This is a genomic window from Streptomyces atroolivaceus (assembly GCF_000717025.1).
Classification (GTDB): Bacteria; Actinomycetota; Actinomycetes; order Streptomycetales; family Streptomycetaceae; genus Streptomyces; species Streptomyces atroolivaceus.
In genome coordinates, this window is the sequence record NZ_JNXG01000021.1 from 116,817 (window position 1) to 139,089 (window position 22,273).

The 22,273-nt window shown below is 71.1% G+C and carries 19 protein-coding genes; 15 read left to right on the plus strand and 4 right to left on the minus strand.

From position 1 onward, the window contains the following. Nucleotides 1-72 precede the first annotated feature (72 nt). The 5 genes from OO67_RS32135 to OO67_RS32155 all read left to right on the plus strand — a co-directional run bounded on the left by OO67_RS32135 (nucleotide 73) and on the right by OO67_RS32155 (nucleotide 6,286). On the plus strand, nucleotides 73-582 hold the full coding sequence (locus OO67_RS32135) for a DinB family protein (RefSeq protein WP_033305315.1): 510 nt from the start codon (nucleotides 73-75) through the stop codon (nucleotides 580-582). A gap of 346 nt (nucleotides 583-928) precedes the next feature. Then, complete coding sequence (locus tag OO67_RS32140) at nucleotides 929-1,312, plus strand: VOC family protein (protein WP_033305316.1); 384 nt, start codon at nucleotides 929-931, stop codon at nucleotides 1,310-1,312. 577 nt (nucleotides 1,313-1,889) lie between these two features. After that, nucleotides 1,890-3,335, plus strand: coding sequence for a Gfo/Idh/MocA family protein (locus tag OO67_RS32145; RefSeq protein ID WP_033305317.1), 1,446 nt, complete (start codon nucleotides 1,890-1,892; stop codon nucleotides 3,333-3,335). A 274-nt stretch (nucleotides 3,336-3,609) separates the two neighbouring features. Beyond that, entirely contained in the window at nucleotides 3,610-5,124 is a 1,515-nt protein-coding gene (locus OO67_RS32150) for an FUSC family protein (protein WP_033305318.1), read from the plus strand. Nucleotides 5,125-5,215: 91 nt separating this feature from the next. After that, on the plus strand, nucleotides 5,216-6,286 hold the full coding sequence (locus OO67_RS32155; protein WP_033305319.1) for a lactonase family protein: 1,071 nt from the start codon (nucleotides 5,216-5,218) through the stop codon (nucleotides 6,284-6,286). A gap of 114 nt (nucleotides 6,287-6,400) precedes the next feature. Here the strand turns inward: OO67_RS32155 and OO67_RS32160 are convergent, their stop codons facing one another. Together OO67_RS32160 and OO67_RS32165 are read right to left on the minus strand one after the other, a co-directional pair. Continuing rightward, nucleotides 6,401-7,324, minus strand: a complete 924-nt coding sequence (locus OO67_RS32160; protein WP_078598409.1) for a sirohydrochlorin chelatase — start codon at nucleotides 7,322-7,324, stop codon at nucleotides 6,401-6,403. Nucleotides 7,325-7,462: 138 nt separating this feature from the next. After that, entirely contained in the window at nucleotides 7,463-8,467 is a 1,005-nt protein-coding gene (locus OO67_RS32165; RefSeq protein ID WP_033305321.1) for an N-acetylglucosamine kinase, read from the minus strand. 206 nt (nucleotides 8,468-8,673) lie between these two features. Here OO67_RS32165 and OO67_RS32170 point away from each other — a divergent pair, with 206 nt between their 5' ends. The 6 genes from OO67_RS32170 to OO67_RS32195 all read left to right on the plus strand — a co-directional run bounded on the left by OO67_RS32170 (nucleotide 8,674) and on the right by OO67_RS32195 (nucleotide 13,942). Further along, the gene (locus OO67_RS32170) at nucleotides 8,674-9,351 is read left to right on the plus strand and encodes a uracil-DNA glycosylase (protein WP_033305322.1); all 678 of its coding nucleotides are present in this window, start codon (nucleotides 8,674-8,676) and stop codon (nucleotides 9,349-9,351) included. A gap of 161 nt (nucleotides 9,352-9,512) precedes the next feature. Further along, nucleotides 9,513-9,926, plus strand: coding sequence for a hypothetical protein (locus tag OO67_RS32175; RefSeq protein ID WP_033305323.1), 414 nt, complete (start codon nucleotides 9,513-9,515; stop codon nucleotides 9,924-9,926). Between the two features lie 242 nt (nucleotides 9,927-10,168). After that, nucleotides 10,169-11,389 carry a saccharopine dehydrogenase family protein gene (locus tag OO67_RS32180; protein WP_033305324.1) on the plus strand — a complete coding sequence of 407 codons (1,221 nt, stop codon included), beginning with the start codon at nucleotides 10,169-10,171 and terminating at the stop codon, nucleotides 11,387-11,389. 115 nt (nucleotides 11,390-11,504) lie between these two features. Further along, on the plus strand, nucleotides 11,505-12,998 hold the full coding sequence (locus tag OO67_RS32185) for an APC family permease (RefSeq protein ID WP_033305405.1): 1,494 nt from the start codon (nucleotides 11,505-11,507) through the stop codon (nucleotides 12,996-12,998). A gap of 1 nt (nucleotide 12,999) precedes the next feature. Then, nucleotides 13,000-13,416 carry a universal stress protein gene (locus OO67_RS32190; protein WP_033305325.1) on the plus strand — a complete coding sequence of 139 codons (417 nt, stop codon included), beginning with the start codon at nucleotides 13,000-13,002 and terminating at the stop codon, nucleotides 13,414-13,416. A gap of 181 nt (nucleotides 13,417-13,597) precedes the next feature. Then, on the plus strand, nucleotides 13,598-13,942 hold the full coding sequence (locus OO67_RS32195) for a hypothetical protein (protein WP_051710088.1): 345 nt from the start codon (nucleotides 13,598-13,600) through the stop codon (nucleotides 13,940-13,942). 43 nt (nucleotides 13,943-13,985) lie between these two features. Here the strand turns inward: OO67_RS32195 and OO67_RS32200 are convergent, their stop codons facing one another. Then, nucleotides 13,986-15,071 (minus strand): WD40/YVTN/BNR-like repeat-containing protein, encoded by a 1,086-nt coding sequence (locus OO67_RS32200; protein ID WP_033305326.1) that lies wholly within the window; start codon nucleotides 15,069-15,071, stop codon nucleotides 13,986-13,988. A gap of 264 nt (nucleotides 15,072-15,335) precedes the next feature. After that, nucleotides 15,336-16,394: a LacI family DNA-binding transcriptional regulator gene (locus tag OO67_RS32205; RefSeq protein WP_078598411.1), complete on the minus strand. Its 1,059-nt coding sequence runs from the start codon at nucleotides 16,392-16,394 to the stop codon at nucleotides 15,336-15,338. A gap of 213 nt (nucleotides 16,395-16,607) precedes the next feature. On the opposite strand from OO67_RS32205, the gene OO67_RS32210 reads away from it, so the two are divergent. From OO67_RS32210 to OO67_RS32225, 4 genes are read left to right on the plus strand one after another with little or no spacing between them, the layout of a single operon-like run. Beyond that, nucleotides 16,608-17,852, plus strand: a complete 1,245-nt coding sequence (locus tag OO67_RS32210; protein WP_208861114.1) for an extracellular solute-binding protein — start codon at nucleotides 16,608-16,610, stop codon at nucleotides 17,850-17,852. Nucleotides 17,853-17,854: 2 nt separating this feature from the next. Further along, complete coding sequence (locus tag OO67_RS32215) at nucleotides 17,855-18,784, plus strand: carbohydrate ABC transporter permease (protein WP_033305328.1); 930 nt, start codon at nucleotides 17,855-17,857, stop codon at nucleotides 18,782-18,784. A gap of 4 nt (nucleotides 18,785-18,788) precedes the next feature. Then, nucleotides 18,789-19,688 (plus strand): carbohydrate ABC transporter permease, encoded by a 900-nt coding sequence (locus OO67_RS32220; protein WP_033305329.1) that lies wholly within the window; start codon nucleotides 18,789-18,791, stop codon nucleotides 19,686-19,688. 50 nt (nucleotides 19,689-19,738) lie between these two features. Then, complete coding sequence (locus tag OO67_RS32225) at nucleotides 19,739-22,141, plus strand: beta-xylosidase/alpha-l-arabinosidase (protein WP_033305330.1); 2,403 nt, start codon at nucleotides 19,739-19,741, stop codon at nucleotides 22,139-22,141. Nucleotides 22,142-22,273: the final 132 nt, after the last annotated feature.

The following is a 22,273-nucleotide window of genomic DNA, read 5'->3' on the forward strand; positions in this document are numbered from 1 at the left end:
GGCCTCGTCCGGGGACGGGGGACGGGAGTGAATACTGCGCGTGGACGCAGGAACGGATGAGGAGCGTGGACAGTGACCGGCGACGATCGCACAGGACCGCCCGTGTTCGGAAGCGAACGCGACATGCTGCGGGCCTTCCTCGACTACCACCGCGCGACCCTCGCCTTGAAGTGCGAGGGCCTCACCGACGAGGAGCTGCGCAGGCAGTCGATGCCGCCTTCCACGCTTTCGCTGCTCGGTCTGGTGCGGCACATGGCGGAGGTGGAGCGCGCTTGGTTCCGTCGGGCGTTCGAGGACAACGACGCGCCCATGGTCTGGTCCGACAGGGTCGACTTCCAGGCGGCGTACGACGCGAGCGCGTCGACCAGGGCCGAGGCGTTCGCGGCCTGGGAGGCCGAGGTGGAGAACTCGCGCCGTATCGAGCGGAAGGCCGAGTCCCTGGACCAGGCCGGATACCAGCCGAGATGGGGCGAGGAGGTGTCGCTGCGGATGGTGATGATGCACGTGCTCCTCGAGTACGGCCGCCACAACGGGCACGCGGACTTCCTGCGTGAGGGCGTCGACGGGACTGTGGGCGCCTGAGCCCGCAGCAGCACCTGCCCCAGCGGCCCGGCCACAACGAGCGGCTGCCGCGGTCGGGTACCTCGCCCCCACGCCGGGCCGGGGCACCACGCCGCGGGCCGTCGGTGTACGGGTGGTGGACTCCACGCGGGGCGATTTCCAGCGTGTCCGGCCCGGCTCAGGCCTGCCCGGACGGGGGCTCCGTGCGGGTGACCCGCCAGGTCCTCGCGCCCGTCGGCGCCGCTTCGAGGGCCGGCCCGGCCTGACCACGGCGGTAGGACGACCGTACCCGAGCCCACCGTTCACGATCATCGATCGCCTTGGAACCGATCACCCGGGCCGAGGCCGTCCGCCTACACTGACGCGCATGGCATGCCGCATCAGTGAGCTGGTCATCGACGTCGCCGACCCCGAGCGGCTCGCCGCGTTCTGGAGCGAGGTCCTCGGCTACGTCGAACTCGGCCGGGAGGACGACGGAAGCATCGAGATCGGGCCGCCCGACGCCGGCTTCGGTGGCCCGCAGCCCACACTCGTCCTCAGCCCCAGCAGCTCCCCACGGACCGGGAAGCTCCCACTGCACATCGACGTCAACGCCACCGACCGTGACCAGAACGCCGAGTTGGAGCGGCTGCTCGCTCTCGGGGCCAGGCCCGCCGACGTCGGCCAGACCGGCACCGAGAGCTGGCACGTCCTGGCCGACCCGGAAGGCAACGAGTTCTGTCTCCTGCGCACCCGGCTCCAGCCCCTCTGACCGGGTGTGTCCTGGCGCCGGGCCGCCCGGCCTCCAGGCATGCCGGAGGGCCGTCCGCCGGTGCAGGCGCCGGCCGTTCGCGCGGATGCGCTCCGAACGCCGGGGCGGACGGCTCCCGTAGCGCTCCGGCGCCGTCCGTCAGACGACCTGCCGAGCCCCCGGGTCCTCACCTCAGGCCCCGACCGGGGGCGTGACGCCGTCATGGGCGGCCTCGGAAGTGTCGGAGCTCCGGCGCCGCCGAGGAGCACGTACGGTGTTCCCCGGCATCCTGCCGTCCCCCCGCCCCGCAGTCCGCCGGCCGGCCCCTGAGCCGCCCGCCACGAAGCCGGCGAAAGGGCGAAGTCGCACGGGTCCTCGGTGGCGCCCTCGGCCCGGCGGCCGAGGGCGCGGACCCGCGACGACAGCGTGAACCAGCCATTTGATGCCACTCCGCGCCCCCGTGCGCGCACTTTCGCAGTCGGATGCTTGATTTTGTTCGTAACACGGTTCCTTCGAGCATCTATTGACATGTGACTGGCGTCACGGCCAGAGTCGTCCCCGCCAGTGCCGCCGGTCACGCATCGAGGAGTGTCTCGCCATGCCCGAAATCCCCACCGTCGCACGCCGTTCGCTACTCGGAGGCACGCTGGCCACGGGAGCCGTCGTGGCCGGCCTCGGGTCAGCCACCGGAGCGGCCGCGGCCACGAGTGCGCCGCCGTCGGCGGCGGATGCGGCGGCCCCCGGCCGCCGCCCCGGCCAGAAGTCGATGATCAACGTGCCGTTCGAGCCGTACAAGACCGTCCGAGTCGGCGTGATCGGGCTCGGTAACCGGGGCTCCGGGATGACCACGGGCTGGTCCGTCATTCCCGGATGCGTCGTCACGGCCGTGTGCGACATGCGAACCGACCGCGTCAGACGCACGGCCGACGGTCTGGTGGCCGACGGCAGGCCCCGCCCCGCGGAATACGGCGGATCGGCGGACGCGTACGCCAGGATGCTGCGGCGCGACGACATCGATCTCGTCTACATCGCCACCCCGTGGGAGTTCCACTACGAACAGGGCAAGGCCGCGCTCCTGTCCGGAAAGCACGTCGTGGTCGAACTGCCCGTCGCCACGGAACTGCGCGAGCTGTGGGATCTCGTGGACACCTCGGAGCGCACCCGCAAGAACCTGATGCTGTCGGAGAACTGCAGTTACGGCCGCAACGAGCTGGCCATGCTCAGGATGGCGCACGAGGGTCTCTTCGGCGACGTCACGAACGGCCACGGCGGCTACCTGCACGACCTGCGCGAACTGCTCTTCTCCGACACGTACTACACCGACGCCTGGCGCCGGCTCTGGCACACCCGGAGCACCGCCTCCTTCTACGCCATGCACGGCCTGGCGCCGATCGCCGCAGCCATGGACATCAACCGCGGCGACCGCATGACGACGCTGAAAGCCACAGCGACCGCACCGAAGGGGCTCGCCGACTACCGGGAGCGCTTCGTACCCAAGTCGCACCCTTCGTGGCGTGAGACGTACGTCAACGGCGACCTGGTCAGCTGCGCGATCGAGACGGCCAGGGGCAGGACCATCAGAGCCGAACACGACGTGAGTTCGCCCCGCCCGTACAGCCGCATCAACACGCTAGCCGGCAGCCGCGGCATCTTCGAGGACTACGTGGGAACGTCGGCGACCGGCGGACGCGTCTACATCGAGCCGGACCACAGCGGCCACTCCTGGCGGGACTTCGACACGTACCGCAAGGAGTTCGACCACTGGCTTTGGAAGAAGATCGGGGACGACGCCGCGAACAACGGCGGCCACGGCGGTATGGACTACGTCCTCCAGTGGCGCACGGTGCAGCTCATGCGCGCGGGGCTGGTACCGGACATCGACGTGTACGACTCGGCCTCCTGGTGCGCCCCGGTCCCGCTGAGTGTCATGTCCCTGGAAGGCAAGGGCCGCCCGGTCGCCTTCCCGGATTTCACTCGCGGCAGCTGGGTCAACCACCGCGCCGGCCTCGATTCGCGCAGCACGGACATGCCGCCGGTCTCCTGACCTCCGTCGTCCGCGCTCGCTGCTCGGGAGGCGGGCGACGCGTGCCGTAGCGGCGCTCCCGGAACCCTGACCGTGGCGGTCGCGTCAGTCGGCGCGACCGCCCTCCTCCCGGCCAATGGTCGATGGGTGGTACACATTCCAGCGGATCGAGTGGGCCAATGGCTCAGTCTCCTGGGCAACTGTTGAGCCACCAGTCGAAAGCATGGTCTGATGTCCCCGTCGATGGCGCTGCGGATTCCGTGGCGCCCTTTTTCATGAGAAGGGGCGGGCAGCTGTGCTGAAGAGGGCGTTCGTGGCTCCGGATCCGGGGCGGCACCGGCTGCGCCACGCGACCAGGGCCGTCCTCGGTATCGGACTGGCCGTCATCGTGTGCGGCCTCGCCGGTCACTCCCTCGCCGGAGCCATCACCGGCGGGCTCGCGGCCCTGCTGGCCCTCTTCACGGTGACCGACCCCACCGTGCGCGGTCAGGCGGTGACGACGGCGCTCCTGCCCGTCGCGGGCCTTCCCGTGCTCGCCCTGGCCGCCGGGCTGCACGACCTCCCGGTGGCGCGTGACCTCGCCTTCCTTGCCGTCATGGGTGTGGGCGTCTACGCCCGGCGGTGGGGGCCGCGCGGCCACTCGCTCGGGGTGTTCGCCTTCATGGCGTTCTTCATCACCCAGTTCCTCCACACTCTGCCGGGGCAGCTCCCCGAGCTGTACTCCGCCGTCCTGCTCTCGCTGCTCGTCTCCTCGGTCGTCCGCTTCGGCCTCTGGTGCTACGAGCGAACGCAGCCCGCCGCCGCCGTGCTCGCTCCTGTCGCCGGGCGAGGGCTGGCCCGGGCGACCACGCGGCAGGCGGTCCAGGCGACCGCGGGGGGAGCGCTCGCACTGCTGGCCGGACAGTTCCTCTCCGGCGACCGCTGGTACTGGGCCGTGGGGGCCACCTGGTGGGTCTTCGTCAACACGACCTCCCGGGGCGAGACGCTGGTCCGTGGATTCCGCCGGGTCCTGGGGACGCTCGCGGGCATCCCCATCGGTCTGGCCGTCATCGCTCCGCTGCACGGAGCGGCCGTGCCCTCCGCGGTCCTGGTGGCGCTCGGCGTCTTCGGCATCTTCTACACGGCGGCCGTTTCGTACACCTGGATGATGTTCTCGGTGACCGTCCTGGCGGGGACGCTCTACGGGCTGCTCGGGGTCCTCGATCCCGCTCTGCTCGCGCTGCGCCTCGTGGAGACCGGCGTCGGGGCGCTCGGCGCGATGGTGGCGGTGCTCCTCGTCCTGCCGGTCACGACCCACGCCACGACCGACGCCTGGATCCAGCGGGCCCTGCGCTGCGTGCACGCCTGCACCGCGGAGGCCGCCGCACGGCTCGCGGGCTCGGCGACCGCCGACCCCGCTCCCCGCGTCGCCGAACTGGAAGCGCTCCTCGGGCGGGTACGGCTGTCGCTCGCCCCGCTCGTACATCCGCTGAGTCCGTTCCGCGCCCGTAAGGCACGGGCCGGGCAGGTGCTGGCGCTGCTCGACGTCTGCGTACGCGAGGTGCGGGGTCTGGCGTCCGTGGCAGCGGATCCGGAGGCCTCCCACGACGCCCGGCTGGCCGCCGCCTGCTGGCGGGTGGAAGCCTCGGTGGAGGCGCTGACGGCTCCCGTACGGCGAAGGCCCGGCGCTGCTGCGGCCTCCGCCGGAGTTCTGCCGCCCGTCGGCGTCGCGGAACCGGCGCTCGCCCATCTGCACAGCCTCGAACGAGCGCTCGCCGAACTCGCCGCCCCTCTGCACAGCTCCCCCCGCGCTCCGCTGATCGGCGCCTGACTCCCTCCTCGGCCGTTTGGTCCGGACCAGGAAACGCTGCCTGCTACCGTCGGCCGGGAAGATCGTGACGGACGCGAAGAGGGGTAGCGCGATGGGCGCCGACCATGCAAAGCGGGCTTTCATAGGGTCGTTCACCTCGGCGGGCGGCCGTGGTATCAGCGTCGCCGCCGTCGACCGGGACACCGGGGCACTGTCCGTGCTCGCGTCCACGGACGCCGTGGCCGACCCGTCGTTCCTCGCGGTCGGCCACGCTACCGGGACGGGTGGGACCGTGCTGTACGCGGTCAGTGAGACCTCGGACGGTGCCGCGGCGGCCTTCGGCATCGACGACGACGGCACGCCGCGGCTGATCGGCGAGGCGCGACCGGTCGGCGGGAGCGGTCCCACGCATCTGGCGCTGGCGGCGGGACATCTGCTCACGGCCAACTACGGCTCCGGCAGTGTCACCGCTCTCCCCCTGCGGGACGACGGCTCGCCCGGCCCGGCTTCCGGCGTGCTGCGGCACGAGGGCCGTGGTCCTGACGAAGGCCGCCAGTCGGAGCCGCACGCGCACCAGGTGCTGGCCGACCCCTCGGGAAACTGGGTCCTGAGCGTGGACCTCGGCACGGATTCCGTACGCGTCTGCGCCCTCGACCCCGCTACCGGATCCCTGCGGCTGCACGCCGAGACGGCGCTGCGACCGGGAGTCGGACCACGCCATCTGGCCTTTCACCCGTCAGGGGGACACGTCTACGTCCTGAACGAGCTGGAGCCGACGGTCACGGTGTGCCGCTGGGACGCGGCCGGAGGCCTGCTCGAACCGCTGGGGGAGACGCATGTGCTGCCGCAGGACCACGACGAAGGTGAGAACGTGCGTACGTACCCGTCGGAGGTCGTGGTCTCGCGCGACGGACGGTTCCTGTGGACCGCCAATCGCGGGCACGACAGCATCTCCGTCCTCACGCTCGACGAGGCGGCGGAGAAGCCCGTCCTGGTGGCGGCCGTGGGCTGCGGCGGACGCTGGCCCCGCGATATGACCCTCGACCCGACCGGACAGTGGCTGTACGTCGCCAACGAGCACTCCGGGAACGTCAGCTGGTTCGCCGTCGACGCGGAGACCGGTGTCCCGGCGCACGCGGGCTCCACCGAGGTCCCGGCCGCCTCCTGCGTGGTCTTCGCCTGACGCCTTCTCGCGGGCCCGGGTGGCCCGCGAGATCGGCGTACGGGCAGCCGCCCGCGACGGCGGGAGGCGCGGACCGGCGAGGACCGGTCCGCGCCTCCGTCGTCCTGGCGCGGCTCAGTGCGCCTGGGCTCCCTGAGGCGTCGCGGGGGTGATGCCCAGCGTCGTCGCGTACAGCGACAGGACGAGCTTGCCGATGGCCGGGTACGCGCCGAGCGGCTCGGCGGTCGCGCAGCCGGCCTCCTTCGCGGCGGCGTCCAGCAGCCCCGCGTCGATCTCCGGTCCCACCAGGTACGGCGCGAGGGCGAGCTGTGCGGAGCCTGAGTTCTGCAGCTGCGCGGCGACGGAGGCGACCGATCCCTCCACGTCCAGGGCCGCGGCCATCACCGGCACGGCGAGCCGGGCGGCCAGCAGCATGCCGGTGATCCCGGCGGCCTGCACGGCCTCCTCCCCGCCGACCGTGGCGAGCACGATGCCGTCGGCCGCGGTCGCCACGGTGAACAGCCTCGCGCGGTCGGCACGCGCCAGACCCGCCTCCGAGAGGCGTACGTGCAGCGCTTCGGCCAGCAACGGGTGCGGACCCAGCACATCGGTCAGTTCGGTCTGGGTGCCGCTGTCCATGACCGCCTGCCGTATGCGCCGGACGAGGGCGCTGTCCGGCCCCGCGAGCAGTGGCACCACGACGGCCGACGGCCCCGAGGGCTCGGCGACCTCGCGGCCCGCGGCGGTGGCCTGCTCGAAGCGGGCGACGCGCTCGGCGGCGGCATGGGTGAGCACGGAGGCCAGCGCGGGATATTCGGCGTCATCGCCGTCCACGTAGCCGATCTGTGCGTTCAGGCCGGGCAGCTCGGAACGGGCGATGCTGATCACTTCTTCGGCCAGGCTGCGTGAGGCCGAGGAAGGGGTACCGGGAACGGCGAGAACGAGCGCGGCAGCGCCCTCAGGTGCGACCACGGGCTCCGGGCGGCGGTGCCGTCCGGACTGGCGAGGTCGCGGCATTCGTACAGGCAGGCCGGAAGCGGGCCCAGTGGGGGTGCTCATGGCGCCGCATGCTACTGGTTTTGGGTGCCCCTCTGTTCGGGGAGGGGGCGGCCAGACGTTATCTGTCCGTATATGTCCGTTGAGCGGCATGGAGGGCGATCAGCCTGCTCTGTCCGGACAGATGATCGCTCGAATCGTCTACGTTACTCCTGGTACGAACAGCAGGGACGGATGGGGTGGGAGTCGCAGTCCGGGGCCTGCGAGAGCGCGGGCGATCTCCAGAGCACCGTGCAGAGGATCCCCTTCCGCCGGGACCACGCGCGCCTGCGGGACCTGCCGGCCGAGCTCCCGGCGCAACGGCCCGAGGAGAGGCTCGCCCATGCGGAACAGCCCCCCGGTCAGAGCGACCTCGCAGCCGTCGGGGCGGGAGCCGGCTTGGGGAGGGCACACGGCGGCCGCGGCTTCCGCGATATGCGACGCCGCGTCCCGGAGGATTCCTGCCGCGACCTCGTCGTCGGGGGCACCGGCCGCGACCTCGGGTGCGAACGACGCGAGCAGCGCAGGGCGGTCCGTACGCGGATAGAGCAGGCCGGGCAGGCCGGTGGCCGGTCCGAACGCCGCCTCCAGCCGCGCCAGCAGCACCGGTGAACCACCGCGCCGTCCGTCGTGGGCCCGCATCGCCGCATCGAGCCCGGCCCGGCCGATCCACGCCCCGCTGCCGCTGTCACCCAGCAGATGTCCCCAGCCGTCCGCCCTGCGCCATGTCGTGAGGTCGGTGCCGAGTGCGATCAGGCCGGTGCCGCCCGCGACGACCACTCCGGGCCGCTGCCCCAGTGCCCCGGCGTACGCGGTCACCGCGTCGCCGGCCAGGGCCACCAGCCGTACGCCCAGCGCGTCCGCGAGGGCGTCGGGCAGCCGGGCGCGCAGCTGTTCGCCGAGGGTCGCCATTCCCGCGGCTCCGACCGCCGCGGCGACGACGGCGGCCCCAGGGCGGCCCGCCTGGTCCAGCAATCGGCGGACGGCCGGCAGCAGTTGCTCCAGCAGGTGCCCGGCGTCGATGCCGTCCTCGCCCGTCCGCACCGGTTCGGCGCAGACGGCGGTCCGTGCGGGCCGCCCCGTGCCCGCCGGCCCGAGCGCCACGCGCAGACCCGAGCCGCCAGAGTCCACGCCGAGGACGAACGCGTCCGGCGCGGCGGCGGTCACGGCAGCCTCCGGGCCACCGGTGGGAGGCCGGCCGGCCCGGTCATCGGAGGCCACGGGCACCGCTGTCTGCGGACGAGCGCCTGCACGACCTCATGGACCGACTCCGGGGGTGGAGGACTGACGACGAGCGGCACCCTATCGCCCAACCCCGGCCCGTGGGGACCGAGTGATCATTCGGGGCCGTGTAGGCCGGTAGAGTGACGGCTGTGGCAGCGCGACCTTTGAGTGAACTTGTGGAGCCCGGCTGGGCCGAGGCGTTGGCGCCCGTGGCCGATCGGATCGCGGCGATGGGGGACTTCCTCCGTGCCGAGATCGGGGCCGGGCGCACGTATCTGCCGGCGGGGAAGAACGTCCTTCGCGCCTTCCAGCAGCCGTTCGACGAGGTGCGCGTCCTGATAGTGGGTCAGGACCCCTACCCCACCCCGGGCATGGCCATCGGCCTCAGTTTCGCGGTGGCGCCCGACGTACGGCGTCTGCCGGGCAGCCTGGAGAACATCTTCAGGGAGCTGCACACCGACCTCGGCCTTCCCCGGCCTTCCAACGGAGACCTGACGCCCTGGACGCGGCAGGGGGTGCTGCTGCTCAACCGGGCGCTGACCACGGCGCCAGGCAAACCCGCCGCCCACCGTGGCAAGGGCTGGGAAGAAGTGACCGAGCAGGCCATTCGTGCACTGGCCGCACGGGGCAAGCCGATGGTCTCGGTGCTGTGGGGGCGCGACGCACGCAACGTGCGGCCGCTCCTCGGCGACCTGCCCGCGGTCGAATCCGCCCACCCTTCCCCCATGTCGGCGGACCGCGGCTTCTTCGGCTCACGGCCCTTCAGCCGCACCAACGACTTCCTGGTGCGCGCAGGGGAACCACCGGTGGACTGGCGTCTGCCGTAGGCGGCGTCCGGATCCGTGCGACGCGCCCGTGCCGTGTGGTGGTGGGGCCGGCGGGACGGCTTCGTCCGGCGGCCGGACTTCCATGGCACCGTCGGATGACAGAACGACAACAGCTGTGCGAAACCTCGTCGGCCCGGCTCGGAGTGGGTGAGGCTCCTGTCATGAAGCGCATCGCTCGTCTCGTCGTCCCCGTCGGTCTCGGAGCCGTCATCCTGCTTCCGGGCTGCACCGCCGACGGCGGAACGGACTCCGGCCGGCCCCTCGCCCCCGTCGGCCCGACCGCCACGACCACGGTCGCGCCTGCTGCCGCCGCGCAGGTGGCGGAGCGGTACCGGGCCGCGGGCGGGGCGCGGGAGGTGCACGGGATCCACAGGAGCACGGGGCCTGACGGTGTCCCCCTGCTGGTCGTGTGGACGCGCGACCCCGACGAGAGCGCCCGGACCTTCGACGAGCTGAAGGGGTCGGTCACCTCCTTCCTGGGACGGAGGGAGGGCCTGTCGCTGGACCGGGGCTATCTGCTGGACGTCTACGGCCCGGACGGTTCACTGCAGCACCGGCTCGACGCCCGGATGTAGTCCCGTACGCCGTGGCAGGTACCCGGCCGCTGCTGCCGGCCCGGTGGCCCGGGCGGGCGTGCGCCGTGAACCACGAGGGTCCGTCCGGGTGGCGCTCCGAAGCGGGATAGCCCGGACGCGGGACACCGTCCGGACGGTTGCCGGCCGCCGGACGGCGTGGCTGTTAGCGTCCCCACTCCGCCGGGCCGGCCGGCCCGGCCGCAGCCTGACCGCCACGGCAGTGCGGCGAAGGAGTGGTGCTCATGCGTGTCCTCTTGGTCGGCGCAGGGGGCGTGGGAACGGCGATCACGAGGATCGCGGCCCGTCGGCGTTTCTTGGAGCACATGACGGTCGCCGACCACGACCGAAGCCGGGCGGAGAGTGCCGTCGCGACCCTGGGGGAGCGGGGGGACCGTTTCGCCGCGCTCCGGCTGGACGCGTCGGATCCGGCAGCCGTGCGCGCCGCCCTCGCCGAACACCGCTGCGACGTCCTGCTGAACGCCACGGACCCCCGCTTCGTCATGCCCCTGTTCGAGGCGGCCCTGGCCGAGGGCGTGCACTACCTCGACATGGCCATGTCCCTCTCCAGACCTCATCCGTCCCGTCCGTACGAGGAGTGTGGCGTCAAACTGGGGGACGAGCAGTTCGAACGGTCCGCCGACTGGGAGGCCGCCGGCCGTCTCGCGCTGGTGGGGATGGGCGTGGAACCGGGGCTCTCGGACGTGTTCGCCCGGTACGCTTCCGACGAGCTCTTCGACGAGATCGACGAACTCGGGATCCGTGACGGCGCCGATCTGACGGTGGAGGGATACGACTTCGCCCCCTCCTTCAGTATCTGGACGACGATCGAGGAGTGCCTGAACCCACCGGTCGTGTACGAGGAAGAGCGGGGCTGGTTCACCACCGCCCCCTTCAGCGAACCGGAGGTCTTCGACTTCCCCGAAGGCATCGGGCCCGTGGAGTGCGTGAACGTCGAGCACGAGGAGGTACTGCTCGTACCCCGTTGGCTGAAGGCCCGGCGCGTCACCTTCAAGTACGGGCTGGGCGACGAGTTCATCGGGGTGCTGCGGACGCTCCATAAACTCGGGCTGGACCGTACCGCCCCTGTCACGGTGAGGAGCGGCCTCGGCGAGGCCGAGGTCTCGCCCCGCGACGTGGTGGCCGCCTGCCTGCCCGACCCGGCCGGACTCGGTGAGCGGATGCGGGGGAAGACGTGCGCGGGCACCTGGGTGAAGGGCAGCAAGGACGGGCGGCCCAGGGAGGTCTACCTCTACCACGTGGTCGACAACCAGTGGTCGATGCGCGAGTACGGCTCCCAGGCCGTGGTCTGGCAGACCGCGATCAACCCCGTCGCCGCGCTCGAACTCGTCGCGCGTGGCACGTGGGGCGGCAGCGGCGTGCTGGGTCCGGAAGCCATGCCGCCGCGGCCGTTCCTCGACCTGCTGGGTGAGTACGGCGCTCCGTGGGGCATCCGCGAGCAATGACGGCCGCTGCCGCCTGGAGACCGCTCCGCCGGACGTGCGCCCAAGGAAGTACCTCCATAGCATGTGGAAGGAAATATTCCGCCTGCTCTTCAGGCCTGTGACCGAGCGAGGGAGCATGGCAGAGCACCGTGCCGGATCAGCACCGCCGGCAAGCTTGAAGCCGAACGCGATCGGCTTTGTCGACGCTCTGGTCATCGGACTGAACGCCACGTCCCCGGCCTACTCGGTGGCAGCCGTCATCGGCCCGATCGTGGCGCTCGTCGGCATCTACGCGCCAGGGGCGCTCTTCGCGTCCTTCGTCCCGATGCTCCTCATCGCCTCGGCCTTCTACTACCTGAACAAGGTCGACCAGGACTGCGGGACGACGTTCTCCTGGGTGACCCGCGCCATGGGGCCCTGGACCGGGTGGCTCGGGGGCTGGGCGATCGCGATGACCGGTGTGCTCGTGGTCGGGTCACTGGCGGACGTCGCCGTCAGCTTCACTCTGCTCGCCGTCGGCCTCGACAGCTGGGCCGAGAACGCGTTCGTCCGCCAGCTGCTCACCGTGCTTCTGATCGTCGTGATGACGGGGCTGTGCGTCATCGGGACCGAGCTGTCGGCCAAGGTGCAGAACGTCCTGATCCTCGCTCAGGTGGCCTTCCTCCTCGTGTTCGTGATCGTCGCGCTCTACCGCGTCTACGCGGGCACGACCTCCTTCGACTCCGTCAGACCCTCGGCCGACTGGCTCAACCCCTTCGGGGCCGGCGGCGCGGCGCTGACGGGCGGCCTGTTGCTGGGCGTGTTCATCTACTGGGGCTGGGAATCGGCCGTCAACCTCACCGAGGAGGTCGAGAACTCGGCGAGCGCCCCCGGAAAGGCCGGCGTGTGGTCGACCGTCATCCTGCTGGTGACCTACCTCTCCGTCGGCTTCGCGGTCGTCGCCTTCGCCGGAACGGCGTACCTGGCGGAGAACGCGGGGGAGGAGGAGTTCGTCTTCGCCCTGCTGGCCGGTGAGGTCATGGGGGGCTGGGACTGGGTCGTGCTGCTCGCGGTCGCGACGTCGGCGCTCGCGTCGACGCAGACCACGATCATTCCGGCGTCGCGCACCGCGCTGTCCATGGCCCGCCGCCAGGCGCTGCCCGCGCACTTCGCCCGCATCAGCCCGAGGTTCCGGACCCCCGACGTGAGCACGTGGTGGGTGGCCGCCATCGCCATCGCCTGGTATCTCGTCGTCAGCCAGATCAGTGAGAACGCCCTCTTCGACTCGCTGACGGCACTGTCCCTGCTCATCGCCTTCTACTACGCGCTCACCGGTGTCGCGTGCGCGGTCTACTACCGCCGCCATCTGACCGAGAGCCCGCGTAACTTCTTCCTCATCGGCCTCGGCCCGGTGGTGGGAGCCGGTCTGCTGACCTGGCTGCTCGTCCGGTCGGTCATGGACATGTCCGACCCGGCGAACTCCTACAGCGGAACCTCCTGGTTCGGGCTGGGACCTCCCCTCGTCATCGGCATCTGCATCAGCCTGATCGGTGTGGTGCTCATGGTGGTGCTGCGGCTCCGCTCGCCGTCCTTCTGGGCCGAACGCCGCAGTGTGGTCGACCCCGACCTCGTACACCGCAAGGAGCTCTGAGATGTCCGTGGTCCTCGGGTACGACGAGTCGCCCGGTGCCGCACGCGCCCTGCGGGCGGCGATCGAGGTGGCCGGCGCGTTCGGCGAGAGGCTCGTCCTGGTCTACGGGGCGGCGCCCCCCGGCCCCACCGGCGAGGAGTACCGCGCCCACTACGAGGCCATCCGCCAGGCCGGGCGTACCGGCCTGGAACACGCGGTCGCCACGGCCGAGGAGGCCGACGTGCCCACCACGGTCGAGGTGATCGATCTGAGTCCGGCACAGGCACTGATCGAAGCCGCCGCGCGGCACGAGGCGAGAGTCATCGTGGTGGGCAGCTGGGGCGAGAGTCCGATGCGGGGGGCACTGCTCGGCTCCACCCCGCACAAACTCCTGCACCTGTCGACCGTGCCGGTGCTCTGCGTACCCACCGAGGAGTGAGCCGCCCGGAGCGCCCTTGAGGACGCGAGGCCGGGAGGGCGCCGTCCGGGCGGGCCGTCCCCCACCTGAGTGAGGGGGGAACGATTTTGCGAGGGCCATTGGAGTGGGCGGCATATCGCGCAACGGACCGCACGGGGCAACGTGGGATCGAAACCGCCCCCACGCTCGAAGGACTGCCTCCATGCGCCTCCGTCACCATGCCGTCGCTGCCCTCGGCGCTCTCGCGCTCGTCGTCACTCTGCCCACTTCGGCTTCCGCGGCCACAGGTCAGTTCCGGTACACGTACGAAACCGGCGAAGGCTACGAGGCGGTCGGGTTCCTCAACAACCCGCGGAGCGGACAGTGCATCAACCTCCCTGGCGCCGGATCGGACGAACTGCCGCCCGCCTACGCGCCGAAGAACGTCACGGATGCCACAGCGACGGTCTTTCTCAGCGCCGACTGCGACGGCGACGTCTACTACACGTTGCGCCCGGGCGGGGGCGCCTCGGAACGCCTGAAGCTCCGCTCCGTGGTCTTCAGCTGAGCGAGCAGCCCGTCATTCGGCGGTCGAGCCGGGTGGCGGCCCGTCAGCGGAGCACCGCCGCCCGCACGCACAGCACGTCGGGCAGGTGCGAGAGCAACTGCTGCCAGCTGTCGCCGTCGTCCGCGCTCGCGTACAACTCGCCGTTGCGGTTGCCGAAGTAGATGCCGGCCGGGTCGGCGTCGTCGGTGCAGAGCGCGTCCCGCAGCACCGTGCCGTAGTGGTCACCGTCCGGAAGGCCCCGGGTGAGAGGCTCCCAGGTCTCTCCCGCGTCCTGCGTACGGAACACCCGGCAGCGGTGTCCGGCGGGGACGCGGTCCGCGTCGGCGTTGATCGGGAAGACGTAGAACGTGTCGGCGCGATGCGGGTGCGCGGCGGCGGCGAAGCCGAAGTCCGAGGGCAGGCCGGTGCCGATGTCCTTCCAGTGCTCCCCGGAGTCGTCGCTGCGGAACACCCCCCAGTGGTTCTGCAGATAGAGCCGGTCGGGGTCTGCCGCGTCCCGGGTCACCTTGTGTACGCACTGGCCGAACTCGGGATCCGGGTCCGGCAGGAAGACGGCGGAGACACCCCTGTTGGACGGTGCCCAGCGCTCGCCGCCGTCCCTGGTGCGGAACACACCCGCGGTGGAGACGGCGACGGTCACCGCACCGGCGTCCCTCGGGTCGGTCAGGATGGTGTGCAGCCCCTCGCCGCCCCCACCGGGAACCCATTCGGACCGCGTCGGGTGCTCCCAGAGGGGGCGGACCAGCTCGAAGGACTCGCCGCGGTCGTCCGACCGGAACAGAGCCGCGGGCTCGGTCCCCGCGTACACGACGCCGGGGGCCTCGGGGCCGGCGGGATGCAGCTGCCACACCCGCTCCAGCGATGCCTCCGTGAACTGCGGGAACTTCACGGCAGGCTGCTTCGGCTCCACCCAGGTCGTGCCCAGGTCGTCGGAGTGGAAGACGGAGGGGCCCCAGTGCGCGCTGTCGCCACCGACCAGCAGCCTGGGCGTCTCTCCGCGGGAGTCGATCCCGATCGAGTAGATCGCCTGAGCGTTGAAATGGGGCTCGCCGAACTCCCAGGAGCCGCCGCGTCTGCGGCCGATGAAGAGTCCTTTGCGGGTGCCCACGGTGAGCAGAACATCGGTCATGACAGGACCTCCCGATACGCCGTTGTGCCGGACAGGGCCAGTCTGCACCCGACCACTGACAGTGGCGGGGAGGTGTGATGTCGGCCCAGGTCACAGCGGTCGCGGCAGGGGAGCGCCGCCACGGGCAGGGCGAGCCGGGCGCCGTGAGGGGGATGGCGCGGCCGGCGGCGGACGTCCCTCGTCGCCCGGTGCGTACGGGGCCGGCGGAAGGCGGGCCGTTCGCCCGTCGGGAGCCGTGGACCGGCCCTTCGGCGCGCCGGCCCTTCAGCGCGCCGGCGGCGCGGTGCTGCTGCGGACCACCAGACTCGTCGCCAGGTCGACCCTGGTGGTCGCCGGCTGCTTGCCCCGGCCCAGGTCGAGGACCAGACGGGCCGCGGTCTCCGCCATCTCTATCAGCGGCTGGCGCACGGTGGTGAGCGGCGGGCCGATCCAGCGGGTCAGCGGCAGGTCGTCGAAACCCACCACGCTGAGGTCCTCCGGGATGCGCAGGCCGAGCTCGCGCGCCGCCTCGTAGACGCCGAGTGCCTGCAGGTCGTTCCCGGCGAAGACGGCCGTGGGAGGTTCCGGCAGCCGGAGCAGTTCCAGGGCGGCCGTATAGCCACCCTCGTGGTTGAACTCGCTCTCACGGACGAGCTCGGGGTCCATCGGGACGCCCGAGGTCTCCAGGGCGGCACGATAGCCGTCGATCCGGGCGCGGCTGCACATCATGCGGGTCGGCCCGCCGATGACGCCGATCCGACGGTGCCCCAGACCCGTCAGGTGACGGGTGGCGGCGAGGCCGCCCTGCCAGTTGGCCGCCCCGACCGACGGGATGTCGTCACCGGGATCACCGGCCGGATCGACGACGACGAACGGGATGGAGCGGCTGGTCAGCTGGGCACGCTGCGCCGCGTCGAGGTCCGAGAGCACCAGGATCACTCCGGCCGGCCGGCGGGCCAGTACGCCGTCCACCCAGGTCTGGCCAGGGGTGAGCCGGCCGGCGCTCTCCGAGAGGACCAGGCTCAGGCCCTCCTCCCTCGCGACGTTCTCGACTCCCCGGACGACCTCCATCGCCCAGGCGCTGTCCAGCTCGTGGAAGACCAGGTCGATGAGCTGGGACTGCTGGGAGGCGCCACGCCTGCGGCGGTAGCCGTGCCGCAGCAACAGCTCCTCCACCCTCGTGCGCGTACCAGGGGCGACGTCGGCGCGCCCGTTCAGCACTTTCGAAACTGTCGGAGCCGAAACTCCGGCCGCTCGGGCGATCTCTGCCAGCGTGGCGGTGCTCTCCGACGACTCGTCGACGGACACCTTCTCCGGTTGGGGCTGGACCTTTGCAGGGCTCATGCACGAATCGTAGCTCCCCCGCAGCCATGGGCACGCGTCCGGGCAAGGTTGTAAATCCTTGCTCCCGCCCTCTTGACGGGCCCGAAACCCGACCGTACGGTTCCGGCAACATTCGAAAGGCAAGCCGAAACATTCGACAGAGGTGCGGTCATGCGGTCGGGGATATTCGCTCAGGGCACACGTACGACGAGATGGGTCTCGGCAGGTGCGGCGATGGCCGTGGCCGGGCTGTTGGCCGGCTGTGGCTCCGGAGGTGGCGGGAGTGACAGCGGAACCATCACCGCCTATGTCTACGGGGACGACGCCGTCAAGGTTCAGCAGGCAGCGGTCGACACGTTCAACAAGACCTCCGAGGTCAAGGTGAAGCTGGTGCCGGTCCCCGGCTCCGACTACGTGAACAAGCTCCGCAGCGCCATGGGATCGCCCAGCGCTCCGGACGTGTTCTTCAACTGGGGTGGCGGTTCCATCAAGCCGTACGTCGACTCCGAGGACCTGGTCGACCTCACGTCGACGATCAAGAACGATGCCACGCTCAAGGACGGTTTCCTGCCTTCGATCATGACGGCCGGCGGTCTCGAAGGGAAGGTCTACGGGGTGCCCATGCGCGGCATGCAGCCCGTGATGCTCTTCTACAACAAGGCGCTCTTCGCCGAGCACAGGATCGAGCCGCCCAGGACCTGGGAAGACCTCCAGGGGGCCATCAAGACCTTCAAGGCCGCCGGTGTCATCCCCTTCGCACTCGGCGGCTCCGACAAGTGGCCCGAACTGATGTGGATGGAGTACCTGCTGGACCGGATCGGCGGCCCCGAGGTCTTCAAGAGGATCCAGGACGGCGACACCGAGGGCTGGGGCGACCCGGCCGTGCTCAAGACGGCCCGGACCGTCAAGGAGCTGATCGACGAGGGCGCCTTCGGCAAGAACTTCAACTCCGTGGACTACGGCAGCGGAGCGGCACCGACCCTGCTCAGCAAGGGCAAGGCCGCGATGCACCTCATGGGCTCGTGGGAATACTCGACCCAGCTGGGCAAGGCCCCCGAATTCGCCAAGAAGGACCTCGGCTGGACCGCCTTCCCGACGGTGGCCGGCGGCGTGGGCGACCCTGCGAACGTGGTGGGCAACCCCACCAACTACTGGTCCGTCAACGCCCGGACCAAGCACAAGGACGCCGCCATCGACTTCCTGAAGGCGATGGCGTCGAAGAGCTACGCACAAGCTCTCGTCGACAACGGTGACGTACCCACCACGTCCAACGCGGCCTCGATGCTGAGCGGTTCCCCCAACCCGCAGTTCGCGACCGACCAGTACGAGATGGTGCAGAAGGCCCCGAGCTTCACCCTCTCGTGGGACCAGGCACTCGAAGCCCAGTACGCCACCCCACTGCTCACGGAGATCAGCAAGCTGTTCGCCGGCAAGACGACTCCCGAGCAGTTCGTCGAAGCGATGAAGGCCGCCAGGTAACGATGTCCCACCACACTCCGGTCGCCAAGAGGCACGGGGACGGGAAGGCGGCCGTCGGCGACGTCGGCCGCCCGCCGGTCGCCTGGGCCGTCCCCGGCATCCTCTTCTTCGCCGTCTTCGCGATCGTCCCCCTGGCGATCGCCGTCTATCTCTCCTTCTGCGAATGGGACGGGCTCGACTCCCCGACCTTCACAGGCCTGGACAACTGGACCCGGTTGTCCAAGGACTCCGAATTCGGCCAGGCCGCCTGGCTGACCCTCCTGCTCACCACGATCAGCTGGGTCTTCCAGACTCCGGTGGCCCTGCTGCTCGGCGTGTGGGCGGCGGGCCGGCAGCGCAGCCGCGCGCTCCTGTCCGCGATCTTCTTCATCCCGCTGCTGCTGTCCACCACCGCGATCGCGATGCTCTTCCGCGCCCTGCTGGACCCCAACTTCGGTGTGATCCAGACGATCGGCCCCTGGCTCGGCATCGACCCCAACGTCATGGGCTCGTCCACCGGCGCACTGCTCGTGGTGGCGTTCGTCGGCGGCTGGCAGTTCATGCCCTTCCACACACTGATCTACCAGGGGGGCGCCCGGCAGATCCCGGAGGTCCTCTACCAGGCCGCCTCCATCGACGGTGCGGGCATGGTGCGGCAGTTCTTCCACATCACGCTGCCGCAGCTGCGCCACACGATGACGACGTCGTCGGTCCTGATGATCGTCGGCTCGCTGACGTACTTCGACACCGTGCTGATCATGACCAAGGGCGGCCCCGGTACGGACACCACGATCCTGCCCTACCTGATGTACCGGACCGGCTTCCAGACGTACGACCTCGGCTATGCGGCGGCCATCGCCACGGCGCTCGTCGTCGTGGCCACCAGCATCTCGCTGATCATGGTCCGGCTCAGTGGCTTCGGCTCCATGCGGTCCACCCGGGAAGGTATGTGACGAGATGTCGATCGACACCCGCCCCGCTGCGCCGCAGCACCGCGTGACACCTGATCCGCCGCGCCGCGGCCGCACGGCCGGCCGGCGCAGGCCACCGGGCAACCCGGTGGCCGGTATCGGCTCGCTGATCTGGCTGGTCATCGTCCTGGTGCCGCTCTACACGCTGGTCTCCGCGTCGCTGATGCGGCAGGACGAGGCCCTGAACGGCGACCCGCTGGCGATCCCCACGGATCCGACGCTCGACAACTACGACTTCGTGCTGGACAGCGGGTTCCTCGCGCTGATCGGCAACACCGCGGTCGTCGCGGTGGCCACGGTCGCCATCGTGCTGGTGCTCTCCGTCCCGGTGGCCTACGTGGCGGTGCGCACCCGCAGCCGCCTCTCGTCGCTCGCCTTCCGGACGTTCCTGCTCGGCGTGGCGATCCCGGCGCAGGCGGTGATCGTGCCCCTCTACCTGATGATCGGCAAGATGGGCCTGTACGACACCCTGTGGGCGATCATCCTGCCCACCGCCGCCTTCGCGATGCCCGTCGCGGTCCTGGTGCTCAGTGGCACCATGCGCGACGTCTCCGAGGAGATGTACGAGGCGATGGCCCTCGACGGGGCCTCGCCCCTGCGCATGCTCTGGCAGCTGGCGGTACCGCTCTCCAAGGCCGGGATCAGCACGGTGGCGATCTTCTCCGCCCTGCAGGCGTGGAACGGCTTCCTGTTCCCGCTGATCCTGACGCAGTCGGAGGAGCAACGCGTCCTGACACTGGGGCTGTTCAACTTCATGAGCCAGTTCGGAGTGAACATCCCCGCGGTACTCGCGGCGATCGTCCTCTCCGTCATCCCCATCTTCGCCGTGTACCTCGTGGCCCGGCGGGCGCTGATCAACGGACTGATGGGGGTGGGCGGCAAATAACGCCGACGCCGCCCCGGACCCCCGTACCCATGAGAGGAACCCCTGCCGCCATGGCAATCCATCACGTCCCGCAGGCCCGTCAGGCCGATCCGCTCCCCGCCGTCGACGGCCCGTGGCGCGACCCTTCGCTCAGCCCCGAGGAGCGGGTGGCCGACCTGGCGGCCCGGATGACGCTCGAGGAGAAGGCAGCCCAGCTGTACGGAATCTGGGTGGGCGCCGACGCGGAGGGCGACGGAGTCGCACCGCACCAGAACGACATGGTCGATCCGGTCGACTTCGAGGAGATCACCACCCGCGGACTCGGCCAGCTCACCCGCCCGTTCGGCACCGCCCCGGTCGACCCGGGCGTCGGCGCCGTCTCGCTGGCCACGGCACAGGCCAGGATCGCCGAAGCCGGCAGATTCGGCATCCCCGCACTGGCCCACGAGGAGTGCCTGGCCGGCTTCACCGCCTGGGGCGCGACCGCCTATCCGGTTCCGCTGGCCTGGGGCGCCGCCTGGGACCCCGAGCTGGTCGCCGAGATGGCGCACCGCATCGGAAGCGATATGCGGTCGGTCGGGGTCCACCAAGGCCTCGCACCGGTGCTGGACGTGGTGCGCGATCTGCGCTGGGGCCGCGTGGAGGAGACCATCGGCGAGGACCCCTACCTCGTGGCGACCATCGGTACGGCCTATGTCCGGGGCCTGGAATCCTCCGGGATCGTCGCCACGCTCAAGCACTTCGCGGGCTACTCCGCGTCGGCGGGCGCGCGCAACCTCTCCCCGGTACGGGCGGGCGCCCGCGAGATGGCCGATGTGATCCTGCCGCCGTTCGAGATGGCGATCCGCGAGGGCGGAGCCCGCTCCGTGATGCACTCGTACGCCGAGATCGACGGCCTGCCCGCCGCCGCCGATCCGGCCCTCCTCACCGGGCTCCTCCGGGACACCTGGGGGTTCAGCGGCACGGTGGTCGCCGACTACTTCGGCATCGGTTTCCTGGAGACGCTGCACAGGATCGCCGCCGGACGCGGGGACGCCGCGCGGCTGGCCCTCACCGCCGGCGTCGACGTCGAACTGCCGACCGTACGCAGCTACGGGGACGAACTGGTCGCCGCCGTTCGCGACGGGCTCGTGGCCGGGGAACTGGTCGACCGCGCGCTGCACCGGGTCCTGCTGCAGAAGTGCGAACTGGGCCTGCTCGACCCGGACCGGCCCACCCTCCCCGCGGTGCTGGACGGGGTGGACCCGGAGCGGGCGCGTGGCACGGTCGACCTCGACCCGCCGCGGAACAGGGCCCTGGCCCGGCTGCTCGCCGAGCGGTCCTGTGTCCTGCTGGCCAATCCCGGGGGAGCCCTGCCGCTGAGCGGTGCCGGGCGGATCGCGGTCGTCGGGCCGCGCGCCGACGACCCGCTGGCCATGCTCGGCTGCTACTCCTTCCCGAGCCACGTCGGAGTCCTGCACCCCGAGGCGCCCATGGGCATAGAGGTGCCGACGGTGCTGGAGGCGCTCCGCGAGGAGTTCCCGGGCGGCGGCGTCGACTACGCGCAGGGCTGCGAGGTGGACGGCACGGACTCCTCCCGGATCGAGGAGGCCGCCGCACTCGCCGCCGGGGCCGATGTCTGTGTGGCCGTGCTCGGCGACCGGGCGGGTCTCTTCGGCCGCGGCACCTCGGGCGAGGGCTGCGACGCGGCCGACCTGGCGCTGCCCGGTCTCCAGGGAGAGCTGCTGGACGCGCTGCTCGCGACCGGCACGCCCGTCGTCCTGGTGCTGCTGACGGGACGCACGTACGCGCTCGGCGGGTGGGCGGACCGGCTGGCCGGCTGTGTGCAGGCCTTCTTCCCCGGAGAGGAGGGCGGCCCGGCGCTCGCCGGTGTGCTCTCGGGGCGGGTCAACCCCTCCGGACGTCTGCCCGTGAGCGTGCCGAAGGGCCCCGGCGGCCAGCCGTGGACGTATCTCCAGCCGCCCCTCGGCCTGGCCAACGGGGTCAGCAACCTGGACCCGTCCCCGCTCCACCCCTTCGGCCACGGGCTCTCGTACACCTCGTTCGCCTGGGAGCCCGGTGCCGACGTGCCGGCCGAACTCCCCACCGACGGCGAGACGGACCTGGAGATCACGGTCCGCAACACCGGCGTGCGCGACGGCGCCGAAGTGGTCCAGCTCTACGTCCACGACCCGGTCGCCCAGACCACTCGCCCCGAGGCGCGGCTGATCGGCTACGCCAGGGTGCCGCTCCTGGCGGGGGAGTCCCGGAGGGTTGTCTTCCGCTTCCACCCGGACCTGGTCTCCTTCACCGGGACCGGCGGACGCCGGATCGTCGAGCCCGGCGATCTGGAGCTGCGTTTCGCCACGTCCAGCGACGTGGCCGATGTGAAGCACACCGTACGGCTGCGTCTCACCGGAGCGGAGCGCACCGTCGACCACCGGCGCCGCATGGTCTGCGCCACGTCGGTCGACGCGCTGGTCGCACAGAACTGACGGGCGGGGGCGCGTACCCCCTGCCCGCCTGCTCCGCACACCCCCAGGGGTGTGCGGAGCAGGCTGTCGAAACTTTCGAAGGGCTACCCCCGCGCGGCTGACGGCTTCGCGTCCACGCGCCATCAACGGAAA